This window comes from Pseudomonas mediterranea CFBP 5447 (genome assembly GCF_000774145.1).
GTDB classification, from domain to species: domain Bacteria; phylum Pseudomonadota; class Gammaproteobacteria; order Pseudomonadales; family Pseudomonadaceae; genus Aquipseudomonas; species Aquipseudomonas mediterranea.
This window is the reverse complement of record NZ_KN322982.1, coordinates 262,850-285,705: the sequence shown is the minus strand read 5'-3', so window position 1 is coordinate 285,705 and position 22,856 is coordinate 262,850. Positions and strand designations below refer to the sequence as shown.

The 22,856-nt window shown below is 61.5% G+C and carries 19 protein-coding genes and 1 pseudogene; 14 read left to right on the top strand and 6 right to left on the bottom strand.

Going from position 1 to position 22,856, the window contains the following annotated elements; translation table 11 throughout:
- Positions 1 to 29 precede the first annotated feature (29 nt).
- From dibA to N005_RS05420, 9 genes are all read left to right on the top strand, one after another.
- Positions 30 to 1,934, top strand: coding sequence for a phosphodiesterase DibA (gene dibA, locus N005_RS05460; RefSeq protein WP_047700108.1), 1,905 nt, complete (start codon positions 30 to 32; stop codon positions 1,932 to 1,934).
- Between the two features lie 232 nt (positions 1,935 to 2,166).
- Positions 2,167 to 2,349 (top strand): sulfur starvation response protein OscA, encoded by a 183-nt coding sequence (oscA, locus tag N005_RS05455; protein ID WP_042732574.1) that lies wholly within the window; start codon positions 2,167 to 2,169, stop codon positions 2,347 to 2,349.
- Positions 2,350 to 2,429: 80 nt separating this feature from the next.
- Positions 2,430 to 3,443 carry a sulfate ABC transporter substrate-binding protein gene (locus N005_RS05450; RefSeq protein ID WP_047700104.1) on the top strand — a complete coding sequence of 338 codons (1,014 nt, stop codon included), beginning with the start codon at positions 2,430 to 2,432 and terminating at the stop codon, positions 3,441 to 3,443.
- Positions 3,444 to 3,547: 104 nt separating this feature from the next.
- Entirely contained in the window at positions 3,548 to 4,366 is an 819-nt protein-coding gene (gene cysT / locus N005_RS05445) for a sulfate ABC transporter permease subunit CysT (RefSeq protein WP_041023314.1), read from the top strand.
- Positions 4,367 to 4,378: 12 nt separating this feature from the next.
- Positions 4,379 to 5,248, top strand: coding sequence for a sulfate ABC transporter permease subunit CysW (gene cysW, locus N005_RS05440; RefSeq protein ID WP_047700101.1), 870 nt, complete (start codon positions 4,379 to 4,381; stop codon positions 5,246 to 5,248).
- 3 nt (positions 5,249 to 5,251) lie between these two features.
- Complete coding sequence (locus N005_RS05435; protein ID WP_047700099.1) at positions 5,252 to 6,241, top strand: sulfate/molybdate ABC transporter ATP-binding protein; 990 nt, start codon at positions 5,252 to 5,254, stop codon at positions 6,239 to 6,241.
- Positions 6,242 to 6,505: 264 nt separating this feature from the next.
- Positions 6,506 to 7,870, top strand: coding sequence for a hypothetical protein (locus N005_RS05430; protein WP_047700097.1), 1,365 nt, complete (start codon positions 6,506 to 6,508; stop codon positions 7,868 to 7,870).
- Complete coding sequence (locus tag N005_RS05425) at positions 7,867 to 8,385, top strand: sorbitol dehydrogenase (RefSeq protein ID WP_047700095.1); 519 nt, start codon at positions 7,867 to 7,869, stop codon at positions 8,383 to 8,385. The genes N005_RS05430 and N005_RS05425 overlap by 4 nt, the downstream gene beginning before the upstream one ends.
- The gene (locus tag N005_RS05420; RefSeq protein ID WP_047700093.1) at positions 8,382 to 10,598 is read left to right on the top strand and encodes a GMC family oxidoreductase; all 2,217 of its coding nucleotides are present in this window, start codon (positions 8,382 to 8,384) and stop codon (positions 10,596 to 10,598) included. The genes N005_RS05425 and N005_RS05420 overlap by 4 nt, the downstream gene beginning before the upstream one ends.
- A 136-nt stretch (positions 10,599 to 10,734) precedes the next feature.
- On the opposite strand, the gene N005_RS05415 is transcribed toward N005_RS05420, so the two are convergent.
- Entirely contained in the window at positions 10,735 to 11,259 is a 525-nt protein-coding gene (locus N005_RS05415; RefSeq protein ID WP_047700091.1) for an Mpo1 family 2-hydroxy fatty acid dioxygenase, read from the bottom strand.
- Between the two features lie 85 nt (positions 11,260 to 11,344).
- Between N005_RS05415 and N005_RS05410 the strand changes: the two genes are divergently transcribed.
- The 3 genes and pseudogenes from N005_RS05410 (at position 11,345) to N005_RS05400 (ending at position 13,619) form a co-directional block, all read left to right on the top strand.
- Positions 11,345 to 12,031 carry a Crp/Fnr family transcriptional regulator gene (locus tag N005_RS05410; RefSeq protein WP_047700089.1) on the top strand — a complete coding sequence of 229 codons (687 nt, stop codon included), beginning with the start codon at positions 11,345 to 11,347 and terminating at the stop codon, positions 12,029 to 12,031.
- Between the two features lie 110 nt (positions 12,032 to 12,141).
- Positions 12,142 to 12,390 carry a helix-turn-helix domain-containing protein gene (locus N005_RS05405; protein WP_047700087.1) on the top strand — a complete coding sequence of 83 codons (249 nt, stop codon included), beginning with the start codon at positions 12,142 to 12,144 and terminating at the stop codon, positions 12,388 to 12,390.
- Positions 12,383 to 13,619 (top strand): annotated as a pseudogene (locus N005_RS05400) (type II toxin-antitoxin system HipA family toxin). Before N005_RS05405 ends, N005_RS05400 begins: the two are co-directional and overlap by 8 nt.
- Before the next feature lie 114 nt (positions 13,620 to 13,733).
- On the opposite strand, the gene N005_RS05395 reads toward N005_RS05400, so the two are convergent.
- A complete protein-coding gene (locus N005_RS05395) occupies positions 13,734 to 14,738 on the bottom strand; it encodes an AraC family transcriptional regulator (protein ID WP_047700085.1) in 1,005 nt (334 codons plus the stop codon).
- 100 nt (positions 14,739 to 14,838) lie between these two features.
- On the opposite strand from N005_RS05395, the gene N005_RS05390 reads away from it, so the two are divergent.
- Positions 14,839 to 15,912, top strand: a complete 1,074-nt coding sequence (locus tag N005_RS05390) for a fatty acid desaturase (protein ID WP_047700083.1) — start codon at positions 14,839 to 14,841, stop codon at positions 15,910 to 15,912.
- Between the two features lie 63 nt (positions 15,913 to 15,975).
- Here N005_RS05390 and N005_RS05385 read toward each other — a convergent pair whose 3' ends face one another.
- The 3 genes from N005_RS05385 to N005_RS05375 form a co-directional block, all read right to left on the bottom strand.
- Positions 15,976 to 18,480, bottom strand: a complete 2,505-nt coding sequence (locus tag N005_RS05385) for a TonB-dependent siderophore receptor (protein ID WP_047700081.1) — start codon at positions 18,478 to 18,480, stop codon at positions 15,976 to 15,978.
- Positions 18,481 to 18,564: 84 nt separating this feature from the next.
- A complete protein-coding gene (locus N005_RS05380) occupies positions 18,565 to 19,566 on the bottom strand; it encodes a FecR domain-containing protein (RefSeq protein ID WP_081993224.1) in 1,002 nt (333 codons plus the stop codon).
- Positions 19,556 to 20,056 (bottom strand): sigma-70 family RNA polymerase sigma factor, encoded by a 501-nt coding sequence (locus N005_RS05375; RefSeq protein ID WP_047700172.1) that lies wholly within the window; start codon positions 20,054 to 20,056, stop codon positions 19,556 to 19,558. Before N005_RS05375 ends, N005_RS05380 begins: the two co-directional genes overlap by 11 nt.
- 252 nt (positions 20,057 to 20,308) lie before the next feature.
- On the opposite strand from N005_RS05375, the gene N005_RS05370 reads away from it, so the two are divergent.
- Complete coding sequence (locus N005_RS05370; RefSeq protein WP_047700079.1) at positions 20,309 to 22,189, top strand: methyl-accepting chemotaxis protein; 1,881 nt, start codon at positions 20,309 to 20,311, stop codon at positions 22,187 to 22,189.
- Positions 22,190 to 22,383: 194 nt separating this feature from the next.
- Here N005_RS05370 and N005_RS05365 read toward each other — a convergent pair whose 3' ends face one another.
- Positions 22,384 to 22,848, bottom strand: a complete 465-nt coding sequence (locus tag N005_RS05365) for an SRPBCC family protein (protein WP_047700076.1) — start codon at positions 22,846 to 22,848, stop codon at positions 22,384 to 22,386.
- Between the last annotated feature and the right edge of the window lie 8 nt (positions 22,849 to 22,856).

Genomic DNA, 22,856 nt, shown 5'->3' with positions numbered 1-22,856 from the left:
CGCCTATTTATAGGGACATGGACGACCGCATGACTGCCCATCACCGCATTGCCCTGGGTGAAGCGCTGCTTTACCTGGTGCTGTCAGTTGCCTGGCTGCAGCTGGTTGGTTATTTATTAAGCAGTTTCTTCGATCAATCCGCCGCCAGGCAGACCTGGCAGCTGATCAACGGCTATGCCTGGCTGCTGGTCAGCGCCGGGTTGATCTTTTTCGCGCGGGCGCGGACGCCACGGTCCGGCGAAGGGGAGCACGCAGGCGATCGCGAGCGTCTGCGCCAGGCCGCCGCCGTCTTCGATTGCACCCGCGAAGGGGTACTGGTGACGGATCGCAGCGGACTGATCGTGCACGTGAACCGGGCCTTCATGGCGATTACCGGTTATGACCGGGACGAGGTGCTGGGCCGGCGCCCCAACCTGTTCAAGTCCGGTCGCCACGGGCCGGATTTCTACCGCGACATGTTTGCTTCCCTGAACGGGCGGGGCGAATGGAGCGGGGAAATCTGGAATCGACGCAAAAGTGGTGAGATCTTCCCGCAATGGCAGACGATCCGGGCGCTCGTCGACGACAACGGCCAAGTCAGCCAGTACGTTGCAGTGTTCTCCGACATCAGTGCGATCAAGGATTCGCAACACGAACTGGCGCACCTGGCCCATCACGATCCGCTGACCGGCCTGCCCAACCGCATGCTGTTTTCCGACCGCGCGGAACAGGCCCTGGCCTCGGCGCAACTGCACAAGCGCGGCTGCGCCCTGCTGCTGGTGGACCTGGACCATTTCAAGAACATCAATGACAGCCTCGGACACTCGGTGGGCGACGAGTTGCTCAAAGGCGTGGCCGAGCGGTTCCAGGAGCTCTTCGTGCCGGGGGTGACCCTGGCCCGCCTGGGCGGCGATGAATTTGCCGTGCTGGTGGAAAACTGTTCGCAGCCGGGGCAGGCAGCGGTCCTGGCCCAGCGCATTCTCGACGCCCTGAAGGAACCACTGCGGCTCGACAGTCATGCCTTGTTCATCAACGCCAGTATCGGTATCAGCCTGTTTCCCGGCGACGCCCTCAGCGCCGGGCAATTGTTGCGCAATGCCGACTCGGCCCTGTTCAAGGCCAAGAGTGCCGGGCGTGACGGCTATGCCTTGTACACCGAAGAACTGACTGCTCACGCGCAACAGCGGGTCGAGATTGCCTTCGAACTGCGTCGTGCCCTCGCCCAGCAGGAGCTGCGGGTCCACTACCAGCCGGTGCACGACCTGGCGTCCAGTCGCCTGATCGGGGTCGAAGCGCTGGTACGCTGGGAACATCCTGTGCGTGGTTTGATCTCGCCGGCCGAATTCATCCCCGTCGCCGAGCGCACCGGGCTGATCGCCCAGATCGATGGCTGGGTCATGGCCCAGGCCTGCCGACAGATGTGCCAGTGGCAGCAGGCCGGGGTCGCGTTGACGTTCGTCGCGGTGAACGTTTCCAGCCGATTGTTCGCCCATCGCGAATTGTACGAGCAGGTTTCCCAGGTGCTGCATGAGACCGGCCTGGATCCGGCGTTCCTGGAATTGGAAGTGACCGAAAGCGCGGTGATGGAAGACCCGGAAGTGGCGTTGGAACAGATGCATCGTTTGCGGGAGCTGGGCGTGCGCCTGGCGATCGATGACTTCGGCACCGGCTACTCGTCGTTGCTGCGGCTCAAACGCTTGCCGGTGCAAAAGCTCAAGATCGACCAGGGTTTTGTCGCCGGGTTGCCGTGGGATGAGGACGACGCGGCAATCGTCCGGGTGATCATCGCCCTGGCCCGTAGCATGGGGATGCAGGTGCACGCCGAAGGCATCGAACAGCGCGAACAGGCGAGGTTCCTGCTGGAGCAGGGCAGCGAGATGGGGCAGGGTTATTGGTTCGGGCGGCCGATGCCGGCGCAGCAGCTGGATTGGCAGCGGGCCCCGGCGATCACCTGACAGACAAAAAAACCTGTGGGAGCGAGCCTGCTCGCGATGCGGTCTGCCAGAGACAAAAATGTTGATTGTCTCACCGCTATCGCGAGCAGGCTCGCTCCCACAGAATTTTTTGGTTTTTGGTTATATAAAAATTCTTAAATAGTCTTTTTAAGAATATCCAGGCTTATCTAGTATTGCTCCACGCCCCAGGCAGTGCCGCCCACTGCCGGGCATTCATTCAAGGAGCAGCAGCATGAGCGCATCCCTACGTAGCGTTGACGGCCAGGACGAAGCAACCATCTTGCGCGAGATCCAGAGCGCGTTGCGCGATCTGCGCTTTGGCGCGGTGGAAATCACCGTGCACAACGCGCAGGTGGTCCAGATCGAACGCAAGGAAAAATTCCGCCTGCAGCAGCCGAGCCACAAGCCGGGCTGAAACAGTTTGGCTGTGGGGAATTGTCAGGACCATCCGATCTGCCAGAACCATAAGAAACCAGAATTCCAGGAGCTTTCACCATGTCGTCGATTCGCCGTTATGCCCTGGCCGCCCTGGCCAGCGCTGTTTTCGCAGGTTCTGTTGTCGCGAAGGATTACGAGCTGCTCAACGTGTCCTACGACCCGACCCGCGAGCTGTACCAGGATTACAATGCCGAATTCGTCAGCTTCTGGAAGCAGGCGCACCCGGACGACAGCGTGAAGATCCAGCAATCCCACGGTGGTTCGGGCAAGCAGGGCCGAGCGGTGATCGATGGGTTGCGTGCCGACGTCGTGACCCTGGCCCTGGCCGGTGACATCGATGAAATCGCCAAGCTGGGCAAAACCCTGCCGCTGGACTGGCAGCAGCGTCTGCCGGAAGCCAGCACCCCGTATACCTCCACCATCGTGTTCCTGGTGCGCAAGGGCAACCCCAAGGGCATCAAGGACTGGGGCGACCTGATCAAGAATGACGTCTCGGTCATCACCCCGAACCCGAAGACCTCCGGCGGCGCGCGCTGGAACTTCCTCGCGGCCTGGGCCTATGGCCTCAAGGCCAATGGAGGTGACGAGGCCAAGGCCAAGGAGTACGTGCAGACGCTGTTCAAGCACGTACCGATCCTCGACACCGGCGCCCGCGGTTCGACCATTACCTTCGTCAACAACGGTCAGGGCGATGTGTTGCTGGCCTGGGAAAACGAAGCCTTCCTGGCGTTGAAAGAAGAAGGTGGGGCCGACAAATTCGACATCGTTGTGCCGTCGCTGTCGATCCTTGCCGAGCCACCGGTGGCGGTAGTGGACAAGAACGCCGAGAAGAAAGGCAACCTGGAGATCGCCGAAGCTTATCTCAAGCATCTGTACAGCCCGGCCGGACAGGAAATCGCCGCGAAGAATTTCTATCGACCGCGCGACAAGGACGTGGCCGCCAAGTACGCCCGGCAGTTCCCGAAACTGGAGCTGGTGACCATCGACAAGGACTTCGGCGGCTGGAAAACCGCCCAGCCGAAATTCTTCAACGATGGTGGTGTGTTCGACCAGATCTATCAGGCGCAGTAAGCTGGATGGACCTGGCAAGACTGTTTATTTAAGAAGGCTTCTGTGGGAGCGAGCAGGGCTCGCTCCCACAAGGGTTCTCTGCGCGTTCTCAACCAAGGACTTTTATGTCGCGTCGCATCTCCCCCGTCATACCCGGCTTCGGGCTGACGCTGGGCTACACCCTGGTGTACCTCAGTCTGATTGTGCTCATACCGCTGGCGGCGATGTTCGTACATGCCGCCCAACTCACCTGGGAGCAGTTCTGGACGATCATTTCGGCGCCGCGGGTGCTGGCGGCCTTGAAGCTCAGCTTCGGCACCGCGCTGTGCGCCGCGATCATCAACGGCGTGATCGGCACGCTGCTGGCCTGGGTGCTGGTGCGGTATACCTTTCCTGGCCGCAAGATCATCGACGCGATGATCGACCTGCCGTTCGCCCTGCCCACCGCCGTGGCCGGTATCGCCTTGACGGCGTTGTATGCACCGACCGGCCTGGTCGGCCAGTTCGCCACCGACCTGGGGTTCAAGATCGCCTATACGCCGCTGGGCATTACCCTGGCGCTGACCTTCGTGACGCTGCCGTTCGTGGTGCGTACGGTGCAGCCGGTGCTGGCGGATATCCCCCGTGAGGTCGAAGAGGCTGCCGCCTGCCTCGGTGCCAAACCTTGGCAAGTGTTCCGCCATATCCTGATGCCGGCGCTGTTGCCGGCCTGGCTGACCGGCTTCGCCCTGGCGTTTGCCCGGGGCGTGGGCGAGTACGGTTCGGTGATTTTCATCGCCGGCAACATGCCGATGAAAACCGAGATCCTGCCGCTGCTGATCATGGTCAAACTCGACCAATACGACTACACCGGCGCCACCTCCATCGGCGTGCTGATGCTGGTGGTTTCCTTCGTCCTGTTGCTGCTGATCAACTTGTTGCAGCGGCGCATCGAAACCCCATAAGGAGGCGCGAACATGTCCCAATCGTCTATTTCCGCGGCCTCCACCAACGCTGCCCGCCGCGGCAGCGCAACGTCGCGGCTGATCCTGATCGGCTTTGGCTGGTTGTTCTTTGCGCTGTTCCTGCTGTTGCCGCTGTTCATCGTGGTGTCCCAGGGCCTGAAGCTCGGCCTGGGGGCGTTCTTCAACGCGATCTTCGAACCTGACGCATTGTCGGCGCTGAAGCTCACGGTGATCGCGGTGCTGATTTCGGTACCGCTGAACCTGGTGTTCGGGGTCAGCGCCGCTTGGTGCGTGAGCAAGTATTCGTTCCGTGGCAAGAGCATGCTGGTGACCCTGATCGACCTGCCGTTCTCGGTCTCACCGGTGATCGCGGGCCTGGTCTACGTACTGATGTTCGGCGCCCAGGGCCTGTTCGGGCCGTGGCTGGCGGATCACGATATCCAGATCGTGTTTGCGCTGCCGGGTATCGTGCTGGCGACGATTTTCGTCACGGTACCATTCGTGGCCCGTGAGTTGATCCCGCTGATGCAGGAACAGGGCACTCAGGAAGAAGAAGCCGCGCGCCTGCTGGGCGCCAACGGCTGGCAGATGTTCTGGCATGTCACCGTACCGAACATCAAGTGGGGACTGATCTATGGCGTGGTGCTGTGTACCGCCCGGGCCATGGGCGAGTTCGGCGCGGTGTCGGTGGTGTCCGGGCACATTCGTGGGGTGACCAATACCCTGCCGCTGCACGTCGAGATCCTCTACAACGAATACAACCATGTGGCCGCGTTCGCCGTGGCGAGCCTGTTGCTGATCCTGGCGCTCTTCATCCTGCTGCTCAAGCAGTGGAGCGAAAACCGAATCAACCGCCTGCGCGCCAGCGCCGCGGAGGAATAAGTCATGTCGATCGAAGTCCGTAACGTCAGCAAGAATTTCAACGCCTTCAGGGCCCTGGACGACATCAGCCTGGACATCCAGAGCGGTGAGCTGGTGGCGCTGCTCGGCCCGTCGGGTTGCGGCAAGACCACGCTGCTGCGGATCATCGCCGGCCTCGAAACCCCGGACCAGGGCAATATCGTGTTCCACGGCGAGGACGTCTCCGGCCACGACGTGCGCGATCGCAACGTCGGCTTCGTGTTCCAGCACTACGCCTTGTTCCGCCACATGACCGTGTTCGACAACGTCGCCTTCGGTCTGCGCATGAAACCCAAGGGCCAGCGTCCGAACGAGAGCCAGATCGCGACCAAGGTGCACGAGCTGCTGAACATGGTGCAACTGGACTGGCTCGCCGACCGTTACCCCGAGCAACTGTCCGGCGGCCAGCGCCAGCGTATCGCCCTGGCCCGCGCATTGGCGGTAGAGCCCAAGGTATTGCTGCTGGACGAACCGTTCGGCGCCCTCGACGCCAAGGTCCGCAAGGAACTGCGTCGCTGGCTGGCGCGGCTGCACGAGGACATCAACCTGACCTCGGTGTTCGTGACCCACGACCAGGAAGAAGCCATGGAAGTCGCCGACCGCATCGTGGTGATGAACAAGGGTGTGATCGAGCAGATCGGTTCGCCGGGGGACGTGTACGAAAACCCGGCCAGTGATTTCGTGTATCACTTCCTGGGTGACTCTAACCGCCTGCACTTGGGTGAAGACCGGCATGTACTGTTCCGTCCCCATGAAGTCTCGCTGTCGCGTTCGGAGCTGGAAGACCACCACGCCGCCGAGGTGCGGGACATCCGTCCGCTGGGCGCTACGACCCGGGTGACGTTGAAGGTGGAAGGTCAGAGTGAGCTGATCGAGGCTGAAGTAGTGAAGGATCACGACAGCCTGGTGGGATTGGCGAAGGGTGAGACGCTGTTCTTCAAGCCGAAGGTCTGGCAGAAGGTCGCCAACCTCTAGGGTCAAAAGCATCGCGAGCAGGCTCGCTCCCACAGGGATCGTGGTCTCCCTGAAATCCCTTGTGGGAGCGAGCCTGCTCGCGATGGCGTCCTCCGTCACACCGTCTGTATCCGAATAACACCGTCACGCTTTGCTTCGATTGGTTCTACTTCCACCCCTCTTCTTGATTCAAACCCTACCTAGACTCTGACGTGCCAGGAGGCAGTGAGAGTCCATGACGGACCGGTGTGATCTTCTGGCGCCCTGATGCCAAGGAGATCAAGCATGAGAATGGAAGTCAGTCGGCGTGGCCCGCTGGGCTGTGCCTTGTTAAGTGTTCTGCTATGCCCGTACGCCAGCGCCGACCCCTCGTTGTCGCCGCAAATACCCTTCGATGTCACGGCCACCCAGCCCATCTCCCTGTCCAGCCTGCAAGGCAATTTCGATGAACTGTCGTGGCAGACCTTCATCGCCCTGAACTGGCCGGCCCTGGACAATGGCAATCCCAATACCGGCACCACCATTGGCAAGCAGGATGGGGCCACGGTCTGGGAAAGCTGGAAAGAGAGCTACCAGATTTTCCGCGCCAAGGGCCAGACACCCTTGCCCTGGGATGCGCCGGCGACGCTTCCCGAAGTGTGCAAGCAGCTCAAGCCCGGGCGGTTGCTGCAGCAGATGGGCAAGGTTCCCGACATGCTGGATGAGTTTATCCAGCCCTTCGATAGCGGCCCGCTGGTGGATCAGAACGGCGTTTATACGCGCAACGAAATCGTGGTCAACCAATCGATGTTCAACGGGATCGTCGACAACGGTCTGTACAGCATCGAAGGCCAGCAGAAATTCTTTGCCGCGAACAAGACCAACACCGTGGCGTTCAGCTGTGGTTCCAACGACACGAGCCAGGTCGGTTCGGTGATGGTGAAGGCATCCTGGAAGGTGCTGGGCGCCAACGACCGTCCGCAGGATTTTCACACGGTCGACGCGTTGGTCTATACGCCGGGCAACAGCGACCCGAGCCACGGGCCGATCGTCGAGGAGTCGTGTGCATCGCAGTCGGTTGGGCTGGTGGGCTTGCACATCGTCCATAAGACCGCCAGTGCACCGCAGTGGGTCTGGTCGACCTTCGAGCACGTGAACAACGTGCCGGAGCAATCCACACCGGTGGCGCAGCGCAAAGGCCCATACCTGTTCTACAACCCCGCCAGCACCAGTGCGGTCAACCAGCCGCCACCACGACCATGGAACCCGGCCGTCAAGGCGACGCCTTCGCAGATCGTGCGCGAAGTGCCGCTGACCGGGCCCACCAACACCTTGAACGCCCATTACCAGGCCCTGTTGCGCACGGCCAACCCGCAGAGTGTCTGGGCCAACTATCAGTTGATCAGCACCCAGTGGCCGAGCGCCACGCCACCACCGAACTGCCAGATTTCGGCCGCCAATCCGTTGGGCAATCCCGCCCCACCGTTCCTGGCCAACGCCACGCTGGAAACCTACGTCCAGGGCACCACGCCCCAGGCGTCTTCCAGTTGCATGGCTTGTCATGGCAACGCGGCCACCCATGTCACCGAATCCCCACGCACCAGCTTCGCGGACTTCACTTATTTGCTCGAACGCGCGCAGTCCACTTCTGGACAAGGAGCCAAACAATGAGCACTGACCTGGACAATTTCGTCGGCCTGTCATCGGCCCTGACCGGTATTCCCATCGCGCGCCTGGCGCCGCAGCTCGACCCGATAGGTCTGCCGCCGCTGTTTCTCGATTACGTCACCCCACGCATCACCACCGATGTGCTCAACCCGTTGCTGGCGCAGTACGCCACGTTGGCGGCCGACAACGTGCCCCCGGACAAGATCGCCCAGCAGGTGCTGGTCACCACGCAACCGACCCCCAACTCCGTGCTGGCGGCGCGTTCGATCATGAAGCTCTGGTTCCTGGGTGTCTGGTACCAGCCGTATGACGCGGGGAATTACAAAAAGGGTGACTCGGCGGTGGTGTCCGACCAGGCGTATATCAACAGCTGGGCCTGGAAAGCCGCCCAGGCTCACCCCATGGGCTACAGCGAATCGTTCTTTGGCTACTGGAACGAACAGCCGCCGAGCCTCGAGGACTTGACCGGCGTACCCGCCACCGCGTCCTCCAATGCACAGCAAGGAGACCGGTCATGAGTACTGAACAAGCCGAAGTGGTGATCGTTGGCGCCGGTCTGGCCGGTAGCATCGTTGCCTATCAACTGGCCATGGCCGGGGTGGAGGTGCTGGTGCTCGAGTCGGGACCGGAGATCCCGGTCAACCGGGCTCAATACCTGGAACGGTTCTACACGACCACGCTGAAAACCCCGGAATCGCCCTATCCACCGGTCACCAGCCTGGACCCGCCCCGTGACCCGGCCGGGCAGAACGCTCCACGTGCGACCATCGCCGACCTGATCCTGGGCTGGGACAATCCAAAAGTCAGTTACCTGGTGCAGAAAGGCCCGATGCCCTTCACCAGCACCTATGAGCGAGTGGGCGGCGGGACCACCTGGCACTGGGTCGGAACGAGCCTGCGCATGGTGCCGAACGATTTTCGCCTGAAATCCTTGTACAACGTCGGGGTGGACTGGCCCATTGGCTACGACGATCTGCAAAGCGCCTACTGTCGGGCCGAGGCGGAAATCGGCGTCTCGGCCAACGTCGCCGACCAGGCGTACCTGGGCATCACCTTTCCCGAAGGCTACGCCTTCCCGATGCACAGCATTCCGTTGTCGCTGGTCGATGGCAGTTTTGTCACGGCGGTGACGGGGCAGACCTTCGATGGCTTGCCATTGGTGGTCAGTCCGACACCCGCTGGACGCAACTCCGAGCCCTACGCGGGACGCCGGGTGTGTGCCGGCAATACCAACTGCACACCGATCTGCCCGATCCAGGCCAAGTACGACGCCACGGTGACGATGACCAAGGCCCTGGCCACCGGCAAGGTCAAGGTGCTGTACCGAACCGTGGCGAGCAAAGTGACCGTGGGTGCGGACAACAATGTCAGCGGTGTGGAGTTCATGCAGTATCAATTGGGTGACGGACCGGTCACCGGCACTGGCGTGGCCCTCGGCCAACGTTATGTGATCGCCGCCCATGCCATCGAAACCCCCAAGCTATTGCTCAACTCCGCCACGCCCGCCTGGCCCAAGGGCGTAGCCAACAGCAGCGGTCAGGTGGGACGCAGCCTGGCCGACCACCCGATCTACCTGGCGTGGGGCCTGATGCCTGAAGGCAAGGCGATTTTTCCGTACCGCGGTCCCCTGTCCACCGCGGGTATCGAGAGTCTGCGAGACGGTGCCTTTCGCAGTCAGCGAGCGGCGTGGCGCATTGAAATCGGCAACGAGGGCTGGAACTGGCCGGCCAACGATCCCTACAACACAGTGGCCGACTTCATCGACGGCACGAACAACAACGGCGTCAATCCACTGAACCCGAACCAGGACCCCAAAGCCCCTACCGAAGCGCTTTATGGAACGGCGCTGGTGCAAAAACTCAACGACATCTTCATCCGGCAGTTCCGCATCGCGTTCCTGGTGGAGCAGGTGGAAGACGATCCCGATAACGCCAAGTGCTACATCGTGCCGTCCGCCGACTACAAGGACCGGCTCGGTATTCCCCGGCCGGAAATCCACTATGAATTGTCCAAATACACCCAGAGGGGATTCCTGGAGGCAAAACGGCTGGCCACTCACATTATCAAAGACCTGCTTGGCGCCGTAGAGCTGACCCAGCCTCTTAAGCCGGGGACGTTCACTTACAACGAACCTATGAGCTTCCAAGGTGCCGGGCACCTGATGGGCACCTATCGCATGGGCAGTGACCCGGCCAAATCGGTGGTCGACAAGGACCAGCGCAGTTGGGATCACAAGAACCTGTTCCTGGTGGGCGATGGTGTTTTCCCCAGCAGCGGGACCTCGAATCCGAGCCTGACCATCGCGGCGTTGTCGTTCCAGGCCGGGGACACCGTGGCCAACGACCTGAGGGCGGTGACGATGAAGGTCCAATCCAATGTTGCCTGGCAGGGCACCGGTGTGCAGGTCAACGGGTTGGTGCCGCGCCTGGTTCGCTACGTCAGCGGGTTATGGTGTGCCAGCCCGCAAGGCGGCAATGTCGATGGGAAGGGGGGTTCGAGGCACATCGACTACAGCAGCTATACCTTGCCCGGTGCTGCCGAAGGCGCCTTGATCGGTCGTGTGGGCAACAATGGCACGCCGTTCCTGGTGGGGGATCTGGCGCAGGTGCCGGGCAACCAGCAAGGGGAGCTGCAACTGTGCATCAACGATGACCTGACCGGGAAATACGGGGCTGGCTTGAGCGATAACACCGGCGCGCTGACCATCCGGGTCGAGTTCGGTGCGCTGTAATCCTTGAAGGAGTATGCAAAACCTTTGTAGGAGCGAGCCTGCTCGCGATGGCGTCCTGTCAATCAACTGCGTGTTGACTGACCCACCGCTATCGCGAGCAGGCTCGCTCCCACAAAATCCACCTTATTCGCGGGAGTCAGGCGGCCGAGCGCTGGTTGCGCAACACCACCGGGCCGGCGCGTTCCTCGATGGCCCGCTTCAGCTCGCTCCGCAGTCCCAGCAGGAATTCTGCCTCGACCACTACGAACAACGGCCCGACGATCAACCCGGTCAGGTCATCGACGAATGCCGGTTTGCGGCCTTCGTAATAGTGACCGACGAACTGGATCGCCCAGCCCAGCACAAACATCCCCAGGCCACTGCCCAGCCACACCGATGTGCTTTGCGCGGCCAATACCTGCCCCAGCCACACGGCCAGGCCCAGCAGCAGCGTCATCAGCGCACCCAGGCGCAACTCCAGGCGCAGGTAGAACCAGGCACTGGCCGCCGCGACCAGCAACGCCGGTGACAGCAGCAGCGCGCCCATTGGCCAGCCCGGTCGTGACAACAGCACGGCGACCGCGACGAAAATCAGCGGAATGCCAATGAAATGGCTGGCGATGTTGCGCGGATCGCGGTGATAGGCGGCGTATTGACTGAGATGATCGACGAGGCTTTTCATTGTTGTTCCTCCTGAGGTGATGCCTGCATGATGCCCAGGTCTCATAAGGTGTTCTGTCAGTTAGCCGACACTTCCCGGAGTTTTCATGAATTCGCACCCCTGGCACTCGCACCTGATGGCCGGCCACTGGTACAGCCATCTGCCCGCCTCGTTCCAGGATAGCCTGCTGGACATGTCGCGGGTGCGCCGCCTGTTGCCGGGGCACCGGCTGTTCCAGCGCGGCGATCCACCGTGCGGCTTGTATGCCGTGCTGGAAGGCGCGGTGCGGGTCGGCTCGGTGAATGAACATGGCAAGGAAGCGCTGCTGAGCGTGGTGGAAGCGCCCCACTGGTTCGGTGAAATCTGCCTGTTCGACGGCCAGCCCCGTACCCATGACGCAGTCATCGTGGGGCACTGCACGCTGCTGCATCTGCCCCAGGCGACGTTGCTGGCCTTCCTCGACCAACACCCGGCCTGCTGGCGGCATCTCGCGCTGCTGATGAGCCACAAACTGCGCCTGACCTTCATCAACCTCGAACAGCTGAGCCTGATGCCTGCGCCGGCACGCGTAGCCCATCGCCTGCTGCTGATCGCCGAGGGCTACGGCGAAATCGAATCGGCGCGACAGGTCCTGCAACTGTCCCAGGAACAACTGGCCCTGATGCTTTCGCTATCCCGCCAGACCACCAATCAGATCCTCAAGGACTTGCAGGCCCAGGGCATTCTTCACCTGGGTTATGGCGAAATCGAGATCCTTGATATCGAGCGGCTGCGAGTGCTTACCGTGATTTGAGGCCCCTGCAAAATTCTGTATACGCTACACTCGTGCATGATTTGAACTAAATGCGATGCGTTTTATAGAAAAATGCATTTTATGCATCGCATATCATGCGGATTGTTCCTATGAAAACAGTTGGCGAATTGATCAGACGTCTCCGTAAAGAACGGAATCTCTCTCAAGAGGCTTTGGCGGCCCGATACGGTATGAGCCGAGCCACGATTTCGGGCATCGAGAACAACACCATTCCTGAAGTTGGGATCCGTAAGGTCGAAGCGATCCTCAATGGTTTCGGCTACGAGTTGGCAGCCATTGCTCGGCCATCGAAACGCCCGACGCTCGACTCGCTGAAAAAGGAATCTTTCCATGGCTGAAGAGCAAGGACCGGACAGGTTACAGGTTTCGGTCAGCGAAACGATCGTAGGCACTCTTGGGCGGGGGCAAGTGCGCAGCGACTCGGTATTTTCCTATGCCGCAAACACGACCGAAGAACAGTCCGTTTCGCTGACCATGCCCGCGCGCCTTGAAAGCTATGACTGGGAATCGGGCGTACCGCCGATCTTCGAAATGAATTTGCCCGAAGGTGCCTTGCGTGACGAGTTGGTTCGTCGTTTCAGCAAAGCGGTCCGAGGGTTCGATGACTTTTCAATGCTTTCCATCGTGGGCCCCCATCAATTGGGCCGGGTTGGCATCGGTCGCTTGGAGGCCGAGGTCGGTCCGCCCGAAACCAGTCTGGGGGACTTGTTGGTGCATGATGGGGCCGAAGGCCTGTTCGAGGATCTGCTGCACACTTACGGGCAGTATTCTGGTGTCTCGGGAGTACAACCCAAGGTTCTGGTGCGTGACAGTGGAGCGACATTCGATCGGTTGATCCATCGGGGGGCCACGCATTTGATCAAGGCTTTTCGCTCCGACGAGTTCCCGGAACTGGCCGCTAATGAGTTTTTTTGCATGCGGGCTGCGTTGCACGCGGGGCTTGAGGTTCCTGAACTTGAGCTGAGCGAACGTGGAAAATTTCTGATCGTGAAGCGTTTTGATTTACCGGGTCCCGGGAGTCATCTGGGCTTTGAAGATTTTTGTGTGCTCAACGGCTCACCCTCCAGGGCCAAGTACGACGGTTCATATGAAGGGGCGGCTCGGCAGATCAAGGCATTCGTTTCACCTCATTTACTCAATCAGGCGCTGGAGTCCTTGTTCAAGATCGTTGCACTCTCGGCCGGTCTGAAAAATGGCGACGCACATCTGAAAAATTTCGGAGTGCTTTATGACCATTGCGGGGCAGATGCGTCTATCAGACTTGCGCCAGCCTATGACATCGTCAGCACTGCCGTGTACATCCGAAATGACAACATGGCGCTGTTGCTGGGTGGTTCAAAAGCCTGGCCAAAATACAAAATGCTTACACGATTCGGTCGTTCAGCGTGCAACCTGACCGAGGGCCGCTGCAACGAGCTGATAGAGCAAGTGATCCATGGGATGGACCTTGCCATGGTGGAGATGCGGCATTACATGGGGGCTAACGAACGATTCAGAGCAACCGGAGAAGCCATTCGAGGCCTGGACGGCCGGGCTCCAACGCAGTCTCAAGCCTTCGATGGACTGACCCATCGCCTTCGCGAGCAGGCTCGCTCCCACATCGGGTCTGTGTTTGCCATGGTATCCGCAGCAACGCCTAACCCCTGTGGGAGCGAGCCTGCTCGCGATGAGGCCAGTCCTGCTAGCGCAACCCCTCCCGAAACTGTCCCGGCGTCATCCCGGTCCAGCGCTTGAACGCGCGGCTGAAGCTGCTGGCGTCGGCAAAGCCCAGCAGGTAGCCGACTTCACTCAACGAGCATTGGGGATCGCGCAGGTGCAACAGCGCCAGGTTTTCCCGGCATTCGTTGAGCAGCGCGTCGAAGCGGCAGCCTTCGTCCGCCAGGTGTCGCTGCAGGCTGCGCAGGCTCAAGTGCATGGCTTGGGCGATGCGTTCGGCGCTGGGTTCACCTTCGGGTAGTTGGGCTTCGATGGCTTCACGCACCTTGCGCTCCCAGGTCAGCGGCTGGAGGTGGGCGAGGGTACGCTTGAGCACCGCTTCGTTGTGTTCGGCCAGCTCCGGGTTGGCGTCGTCCAGATGGCTGTCGAAGTCGGCGAGGCTGAACTCCAGGTAATCCTGTTCGGCGGCGAAATGCACCGGCGAGCGGAACGCTTTATGCCACGGCGCAGGGTCTGCCGGTTCAGGGCGGCGCAGGTACACCGCCAGCGGTGCGTAGTCGCGCCCCAGGCGGTTACGACAGGTGCGCACGTAGATTGCGGCGAACGCGTCGATGGCTTCGAAAGCCGGCATGGGACGACCCTGGGGCACATCCAGGGTGAAGCGGTAACGGTCTTGGCAGCGATTGAGTTGCAGCGTCAGCGCATCGCTGACCACCGGGTGATAGCGCACGATGCGCTCGAACACTTCCCGCAGGCTTCCGCTGGCCACCAGGGCGTAGCCCAAGGCGTGGAATGTCGTGGGGCTGACGAAGCGCGATACCCGCAGGCCGATGGCCGGATCACCGCTGGCCTGCACCGCCAAGGCCCATAGGCGGGTGGTGGCTGACAGCGGGTAACGGGCGTTCGGATCGTCCATCAACTGCGGGTCCAGTCCGGCCTCAAGGCACAGGGCATGGCCATCCAGGCCCAGCGCATCGAGCTGTTTGCGCAGGGCGCGGGTCCAGCTGGCGAGGGTGGTCGGTTCAGTCATGATGATTGGCGCTTGCGGTCAACAGGTTGGCGTCTACGGCTACCACCCTGCACAGCAAGGCTGGTCAGGATGAGCACATCTCTAACAGAGGATTTAAGCCATGCCTGGCCGTAGCGCAAGTCCCGAGCGATTGAATGCACAACAGCGATCCGCCCATATTCGCCAAGCGGTATTGGCCCATGGCGAAGAACTGCGCCGACGCTACCCGATCCTGCTGCATCAGGATGCCTTGGGTGCGGGCATCCTGGCGTTCGCCCTGGCGGGGATGATCGGTTCGGCGCTGCTCTACATCAATGGCTATCTGGCCGGTTGGGCGTGTCTGTTGCTCAATGCCTTTTTCGCCTCGTTGACCCACGAGTTGGAGCACGATCTGATCCACAGCATGTATTTCCGCAAGCAGCGCCTGCCCCATAACCTGATGATGGGGCTGGTGTGGCTGGCGCGGCCGAGCACCATCAACCCGTGGATCCGCCGCCATCTGCACCTCAATCACCACAAGATGTCCGGCACCGAGGCCGACCTGGAAGAACGGGCCATCACCAACGGCGAGCCCTGGGGGATGGCGCGGTTGCTGATGGTCGGTGACAACGTCATGTCGGCGCTCATCCGTCTGTTGCGGGCCAAGACCTGGACGCACAGACGCAGCATCCTCAAGCGCACGCTGAAGGTGTATTTCCCGCTGGCCTTGCTGCACTGGGGAGCCTGGTACATGTTTCTCGGTTTCCACGGGGCCAATGGCGTTGCGGGCCTGTTCGGTGCGTCGATTGACTGGTCGGCGGACACCCTGGCGATGATGCACGTGATCGATATCGCGGCGGTGGTGATCATCGGCCCGAACGTGTTGCGCACCTTTTGCCTGCACTTCATCAGTTCCAACATGCATTACTACGGTGACGTCGAACCGGGCAATGTCATTCAGCAAACCCAGGTGCTCAACCCGTGGTGGCTGTGGCCGTTGCAGGCGTTCTGCTTCAACTTCGGCAGCAGTCACGGGATCCATCACTTTGTGGTGAAGGAGCCGTTCTACATCCGTCAACTGACGGTGCCGGTGGCCCATGAGGTAATGCGTGAGATGGGGGTGCGGTTCAATGACTTCGGCACCTTCGGCCGGGCGAACCGGTTCGTGCGCCAGGAGAGCGTCGCCAGGGAAGGTGGGGATACGGTCCGGGCGTGAGGCGGTCCGTGCAAAGAACCTGTGGCGAGGGAGCAAGCTCCCTCGCCACAGGAATGGGTATGACTAGAACTGATAACTCACCGTAGCCGCCACATTGCGCTCTTCACCCAGGTAGCAGAAGCTCAGGCTGGCGCATGAGGCGACGTAGCTTTCGTTGGTCAGGTTGTTCGCGTTCAGGCGAACGTCCACACCTTTCAATCCGACCTTGCCCAGGTCATACCCCACCGAAGCATCGAACAGCGTATAGGCCGGCACCTTCATGGTGTTCTCCGCGTCGGCCCAGCTGTAGCCGACATAGCGCACACCGCCGCCCAGGCGCAGACCATCGAGCGCGCCGCTGTCGAAGCGGTAGTCCGCCCAGAGCGAGGCCATGTGACGCGGGGCCTGGGTCGGCGAGTTGCCCTTGTTTTCGATGATGTCGGTGGCGCTGCTGAGGGTGCTGATCATCGATTTCGAATATTCGATGTCGGTAAAGGTGTAGCTGCCCAGCAGCTTTAACTGTTCGGTCAGTTGCAGGTGCGCTTCCAGCTCCAGGCCCTGGGAGCGCACGGCTCCGATGGCACGGTAGAAGTTTTCCTGGGGCAGCTTGGTCGCCAGGTTTTCCTGATCGATGCGGAACAGCGAGGCCGTGTACAGGTCGTCGGTGCCCGGCGGCTGGTATTTCAAGCCCAGTTCCCACTGCTTGCCGTCGGTGGGCGGCAGGGGGTTGCCGGCGCTGTCGGCATAGGAGTTGGGGTTGAACGACTCGGAATAGCTGATGTACGGGGCCAGGCCGTTGTCGAACAGGTACAGCGCGCCGGCGCGGCCGGTGAGCTTGGTGCGCTTGTCGTTGATCTCGGTGCCCTGCGGGCGACCGGATTCGGCAATGCGGTTCTCGTCGGAGGTCTCGACCCAATCCTGGCGCAGACCCAGGGAGAAGCGCCATTGGTCCAGTTCGATCAGATCCTGCAGGTAGACACCGGTCTGCTCCAGGCGCCGCAGGTAGCTGGTGGGGCTGAAGTAGGTAATGGCGGTGTTGCCGTAGCTGGGGTCGAAGGCGTTGATCGGGGCGAGGCTGCCGCTGGTCCAATCGACCACGGTCTTGCGTCGCTGGTAGTCGGCGCCCATCAGCAGGGTGTGCTTTGTCGCGCCGGTCAAGAACTCGGCTTGCAGCATGTTATCGACGATGAAGGAGTGGAGTTTTTCTTCGGCGCCGGTGTAGTAGCGGTTCAGTTCATTGCTGGTAAGCGTGGTCCAGCCGAAGGCGTAGACCTGATCATTCTTCACCTCCGAATCCAGGTAGCGGAAGTTCTGCCGGGCCGTGAACACGTCGCTGAAGCGATGTTCGAACTGGTAGCCGAACGACTGCTGGTCGCGTTCATAGCGGTCGATGCCAGGCTCGCCTTCGAAGAAGTGTTCGGAAATCCGCCGGCCATTGCGCGAGTGCAAGGCGCCATCGGCCGGCATGCCCCCGTGGTAGCCGCCATCGGGATCATGCTGCAGATAGGCCTGGAGCGTCAGCGAGGTGTCCTCGCTGAAGTCGATGTTCACCGTGGGCGCCAGGGTGAAGCGCTTTTCCTTGGTGTGGTCAAACTGGGTGTCGGAGGTGTCCGCCAGGCCGATCAGGCGATAGGTGAGGCGTTGCTCGTCATCCACCGGTCCGGTGAAATCGAAGCCCATGCCGCGCTGGCCCTGGGTGCCGACCGTGGCCTGGACCTGGCGGTAGGCCTCGTACAAGGGTTTCTTGCTGGTGAGCGCCACCAGGCCTCCTGGGGAGCTGCGGCCATAGAGCACCGAGGACGGCCCCTTGAGGATATCGACCCGCTCCAGGAAATAGGGATCGACCTGCATGGAACTGTAGGTCCCGCTGTCCCCCATGGACTTGAGGCCGTCCAGGTAGATGTTGTCCACCGAACCGTCGTTGAAACCGCGCATGGCCACGTAGTCGTAACGGTGCGTCGCGCCGTAGGGGTTGGTCAGCACGCCGGGGGTATAGCGCATGGCCTGGGACACGGTTTGCGCACCCTGGTCGTCCATTTGTTCGCGGGTGACCACGGACACGCTTTGCGAGGTTTCCCGCAGTGCGGTGCTGGTCTTGGTGGCGACCTGGCTATGGGTGGCGTTGTAGCCCTCCATGCTGCCCAAGGCATTGCCCAGTGCAAAACCGCGGATGTCGGTGGTCGGCAGTTCCAGGGTGTTGTCGGCGGGCGCGGCTTGCAGCACGTAGCTGCTGCCATCCTGGCTGACGGCAACCAGCCCCGACCCGCTGAGCAGATGGCTCAGGGCCTGGTCGGGCGAGTAGTCACCCTTGAGTCCGGGAGATTGCACACCGTTGGTCTGTGCCGGCGTGCTGGCCAGGGTGATGCCTGCCTGACGGGCGAATTGATTCAACACCTCGTTCAACGGGCCTGGAGCGATGTTGTAGCGCTGATGGCTGGTTGTCGCGCCATCATCGGCAGCGACCGCCAGCAGCGGCAGGACGCCGACACCCAGTACGGTGGAGAACAGCGCGGCGTGGATGGCCTGGCGCAACAGGCCCGGTTGCGAAGAGCGGGCGAGGGCATTACGGTGAAGTGAGCGCTCAGTCATTGTAGGTTCCATTGGAGTCGCTGAAGGCAGATAAGCGTTGCTTACTGTCCTAGCCGGACACCGGCCGAAAACCCGCCAAAAAAATCAGACCCGTCGCTCCACCGTGACCCACCACCGGGTTCGGTAGCGTATCTGCACCGGGAGCGTGCGGGGCAGAACAGCCAGCAGCTTGTCGGTGTCCTCCAGGCGAAACACTCCCGACAGGCGCAGGTCGGCAATGGCCGCCGTGCATTTCAGATAACCCGAACGGTAGCGGCCTACCTCGTTGAGGAAGTCCTCCAGGCGCATGTTGCGGGTGACAATCAACCCGTCCGTCCAGGCACCGGCGTCCATATCCAGCGAAGGCGCCAGCGTCGCGGTCGACGGGGTGATCACGTAGCTTTGCCCGGTACTCACCTGGATGGGCGCGCCGCTGGCGTTGGAATGGGAGCGGATCGCCACCGTGCCATGGGTGACGCTCAAGCGCGTGCAGTCGCTGTCCTGGCGCACGACGAAGCGTCCTTCGACGCTCTCGAACAAGCCGTGGCGGCTTTGTACCCGCAAGGGGCGCGCGGCATCGCGGTTGCAGTTGAGCATGATTTCACCGCGCAGCAGGGTCACCCGGCGATGGTCGGCGCTGAAGTCCACATTGGCGGCACTGTGGGTGTTGAGTTCAAGTCGGGTGCCGTCCGGCAGTTGGAAGCCGCGTCGTTCACCCGTGGCGGTGGCGAAGTCGGCGCTCCACGGCTGCCATTGCGAATTTTTCCCCAGCCATGCTGCGCCACCTACCAGCACGAGGCCCGACAGCAGCTTCAATGCCTGGCGACGAGCAAGTCCCTGGGCACTGTTTTCCAAGGTATCGAGGGTCGTTTGAACGCCGGGCACCGCCCGCAGGTTCGCGGTCAGTTCGCTGTGCAGCGACTGCACCCGTTGCCAGGCCAGTTCATGGGCCGGGTCGGTAGCGCGCCAGGCCTCACACTGTCGGCGCAGAGCGGGATCGGAAGCGTGGTTGCGCAGGCGCAGCAACCAGTTGATCGCTTGCCTGACGACCTGCTGCGGCGGGCCGCTGCGGTGGATCCGGGTGTTATCCAGCGGCTCAGCTTTCATAGCGCAACACATAGCAGTGGTACAGTGCATCGGCCACATAACGCTCCACCGAGCGCAGCGAGATACCCATCTGTTCGGCGATCTGCTTGTAGGTCAGCCCCTCGCACTGGGCCAGCACAAAGGCCCTGCGCACTTTCGGCTTGAGGCCTTCGAGCATCCGGGCGATGGCTTCCAGCAGTTCCAGGATCAAGGCTTGGGCTTCGGCACCCGGGGTTTCGGCTTGTGGCAGGTGGGCGATGGTTTCGAGGTAGGCGCGCTCGATTTCTTCCCGCCGCCAGTGATCGATCACCAGGCCCTGGGCGATGGTACGCAGGAATGCCCGCGGCGCCTTGAGTTCCAGGCGCTCGCTGCGTTGCAACAGGCGGACGAACGTGTCGTGGGCCAGGTCCGCCGCATCGGCCGCATTGCCCAATCGGCTGCGCAGCCATGTATTGAGCCAACCGTGATGATTGCTGTAGAGCGCCTGTACTGCAAACTCGGGAGATGACATGAACGCGACGGGCCTGATGCTGCAAATGATAATGTGTCGCATTGTCATCATGGTCTGGTGAATTTGCAACCTCCGTTCACCCATCGGGGCCTTCTGTCGCCCATTTCTTCGAAGCGCTAATTTTTTTCAGCTCTTGGCCGACAGCTTGATATGTGTGCACCAAAGTGGAGCAGGCCACACGTCCTGCCCGCGCTGTTACATGGATCGTGCAACCGGAACGCACCCCCACTCCTTGCATAAGAAGCCTCACCGATGAATTTGAAATTCAGTCATAAAATCCTTCTGGCCGCCTCTGGTGTGGTGGTTCTGGCGTTTGCCCTGTTCACCCTCTACAACGACTATCTGCAGCGCAACACCATCGGCCGCAGCCTCGAGTCGTCCATCGAGCAATCCGGTGACCTGACGGCCAGCAGTGTGCAGAACTGGATGAGCGGGCGCGTGCTGGTGCTGGAGAACCTGGCGCAGAACATTGCGCACCAGGGTGCTACCGCCGATCTGGCGGGGCTGGTCGACCAGCCGGCGCTGACGTCGAATTTCCAGTTCACTTACGTAGGCCAGGCCAACGGGGTATTCACCCAGCGTCCTGACGCAAAAATGCCCGACGGCTACGACCCGCGTCAGCGCCCCTGGTACAAACAGGCGGTGACCGCCGATAAAACCATGCTGACCCCACCTTATTCGGCCGCCGTCGGCGGGCTGGTGGTGACCATTGCCCTGCCGGTGAAGAAGAGCGGTGAATTGCTGGGTGTGGTGGGCGGCGACCTCAGCCTGGATACCCTGGTGAAAATCATCAACTCGGTGGACTTCGGTGGCATCGGCCATGCCTTCCTGGTCAGTGGTGACGGTCAGGTGATCGTCAGCCCGGACAAGGACCAGGTGATGAAGAACCTCAAGGACATCTACCCCGGCACGCCTGTGCGCATCGGCAAAGGCATCCAGGACGTCGAACTGAATGGGCAGGATCGTATTCTTTCGTTCACCCCGGTGACCGGGCTGCCGGGCGCCGAGTGGTACATCGGCCTGTCGATCGACAAGGCCAAGGCTTATGCGCCGCTGAGCCAGTTCCGCACATCCGCGCTGATTGCGATGTTTGTCGCGGTCGCTGCCATCGCGTTGCTGCTGAGCCTGTTGATCCAGGTATTGATGCGTCCGCTGACCACCATGGGCCGTGCCATGCAGGACATCGCCCAGGGCGAAGGCGACCTGACCCGGCGTCTGGTCGTGCAAGGCAAGGATGAGTTCGCGGTGTTGGGCGGCTCGTTCAACCAGTTCGTGGAGCGGATCCACGCCTCGATTTCCGAAGTGTCGTCCGCTACCCGCCAGGTGCATGACTTGTCGCAACGCGTGATGACATCGTCCAACGCCTCGCTCGTCGGTTCGGATGAACAGAGCGCCCGCACCAACAGCGTGGCGGCAGCCATCAACCAGCTGGGTGCCGCGACCCAGGAAATCGCCCGCAATGCCGCCGACGCATCGCAACAGGCCAGCGGTGCCAGCGAACAGGCCGACGACGGTCGTCAGGTAGTGGAAAAAACCATCCAGGCCATGACCGAGCTGTCGCAGAAAATCAGCCTTTCGTGCACCCAGATCGAAACCCTGAATGCCAGCACCGACAACATTGGGCACATCCTGGACGTGATCAAGGGCATTTCCCAGCAGACCAACCTGTTGGCCTTGAACGCCGCCATCGAAGCGGCCCGCGCCGGTGAAGCCGGACGTGGCTTTGCGGTGGTGGCCGATGAAGTGCGCAACCTGGCGCACCGCACCCAGGAGTCGGCAGAAGAAATCCACAAGATGATCACCTCGCTTCAGGTCGGCTCCCGTGAAGCGGTGACGACGATGAACGCCAGCCAGGTGTCCAGCGAAGAAAGCGTGGAAGTGGCCAACCAGGCCGGCCTGCGGCTGGTCAGCGTGACGCAGCGGATCGGCGAAATCGATGGCATGAACCAGTCGGTGGCCGCCGCGACCGAAGAGCAGAGCGCCGTGGTGGAAACCCTCAACATGGACGTCAGCCACATCAACCTGCTGAACCAGCAAAGCGTGGCCAACCTCAATGAAACCCTGAGGGACTGCGATGCCTTGTCCCAACAGGCCAATCGGCTGAAGCAGCTGGTGGACAGCTTCAAGATCTGACAGGCGCGGGGGCTGTACTGCCGCCATCGCGAGCAGGCTCGCTCCCACAGGGGATTTGGGGTGAGTCTGGATTTTGCAGCCGCTCGGAACCCAGTGTGGGAGCGAGCCTGCTCGCGAAGACGGCGGCACAGCCAACCTCATCGCCAACTGACCCGGCGCTATCGCGAGCAGGCTCGCTCCCACAAGGGGACTACCTAGGCGAACATCTTCTGCACATTCCCCATCGCCTCATCGGCAAAGCCTTGCAGGAAGTCCCTGAACCCCGATGGCGAATGGGCGTCGGTGTGGTCGGCGATGATGGTCCAGGTGGCACGGCAACGCTTGTCCGCCAGGGGCTCGACGCGCATCGCGGCCCACAGGTTGTCGATGCCCAGGGTGTTGTAGATCAGGGTCCAGGTCATGTGCATGGCCTGGTCGTCACGGCTGTTGAGCTGTTCCACCACCAGGTTCTGCCCGTCGACAAAGAACTTCTTGCGCAGGGACCTCACGCCTTCGCCGGTCATTTCGATACGCGCGAGCGCCGGGATGAAACGGTTGAAACCGCCAAAATCGCCCACCAATTCCCAGACCTGCGCCGCGTCGGCCGCGACCTCCACTGAGGTTTCTACGTGGCAGGCTTGAGGGTTCCTGATCAGGGTGTCGGGTTGAAATGCATTCATGGTCTTGC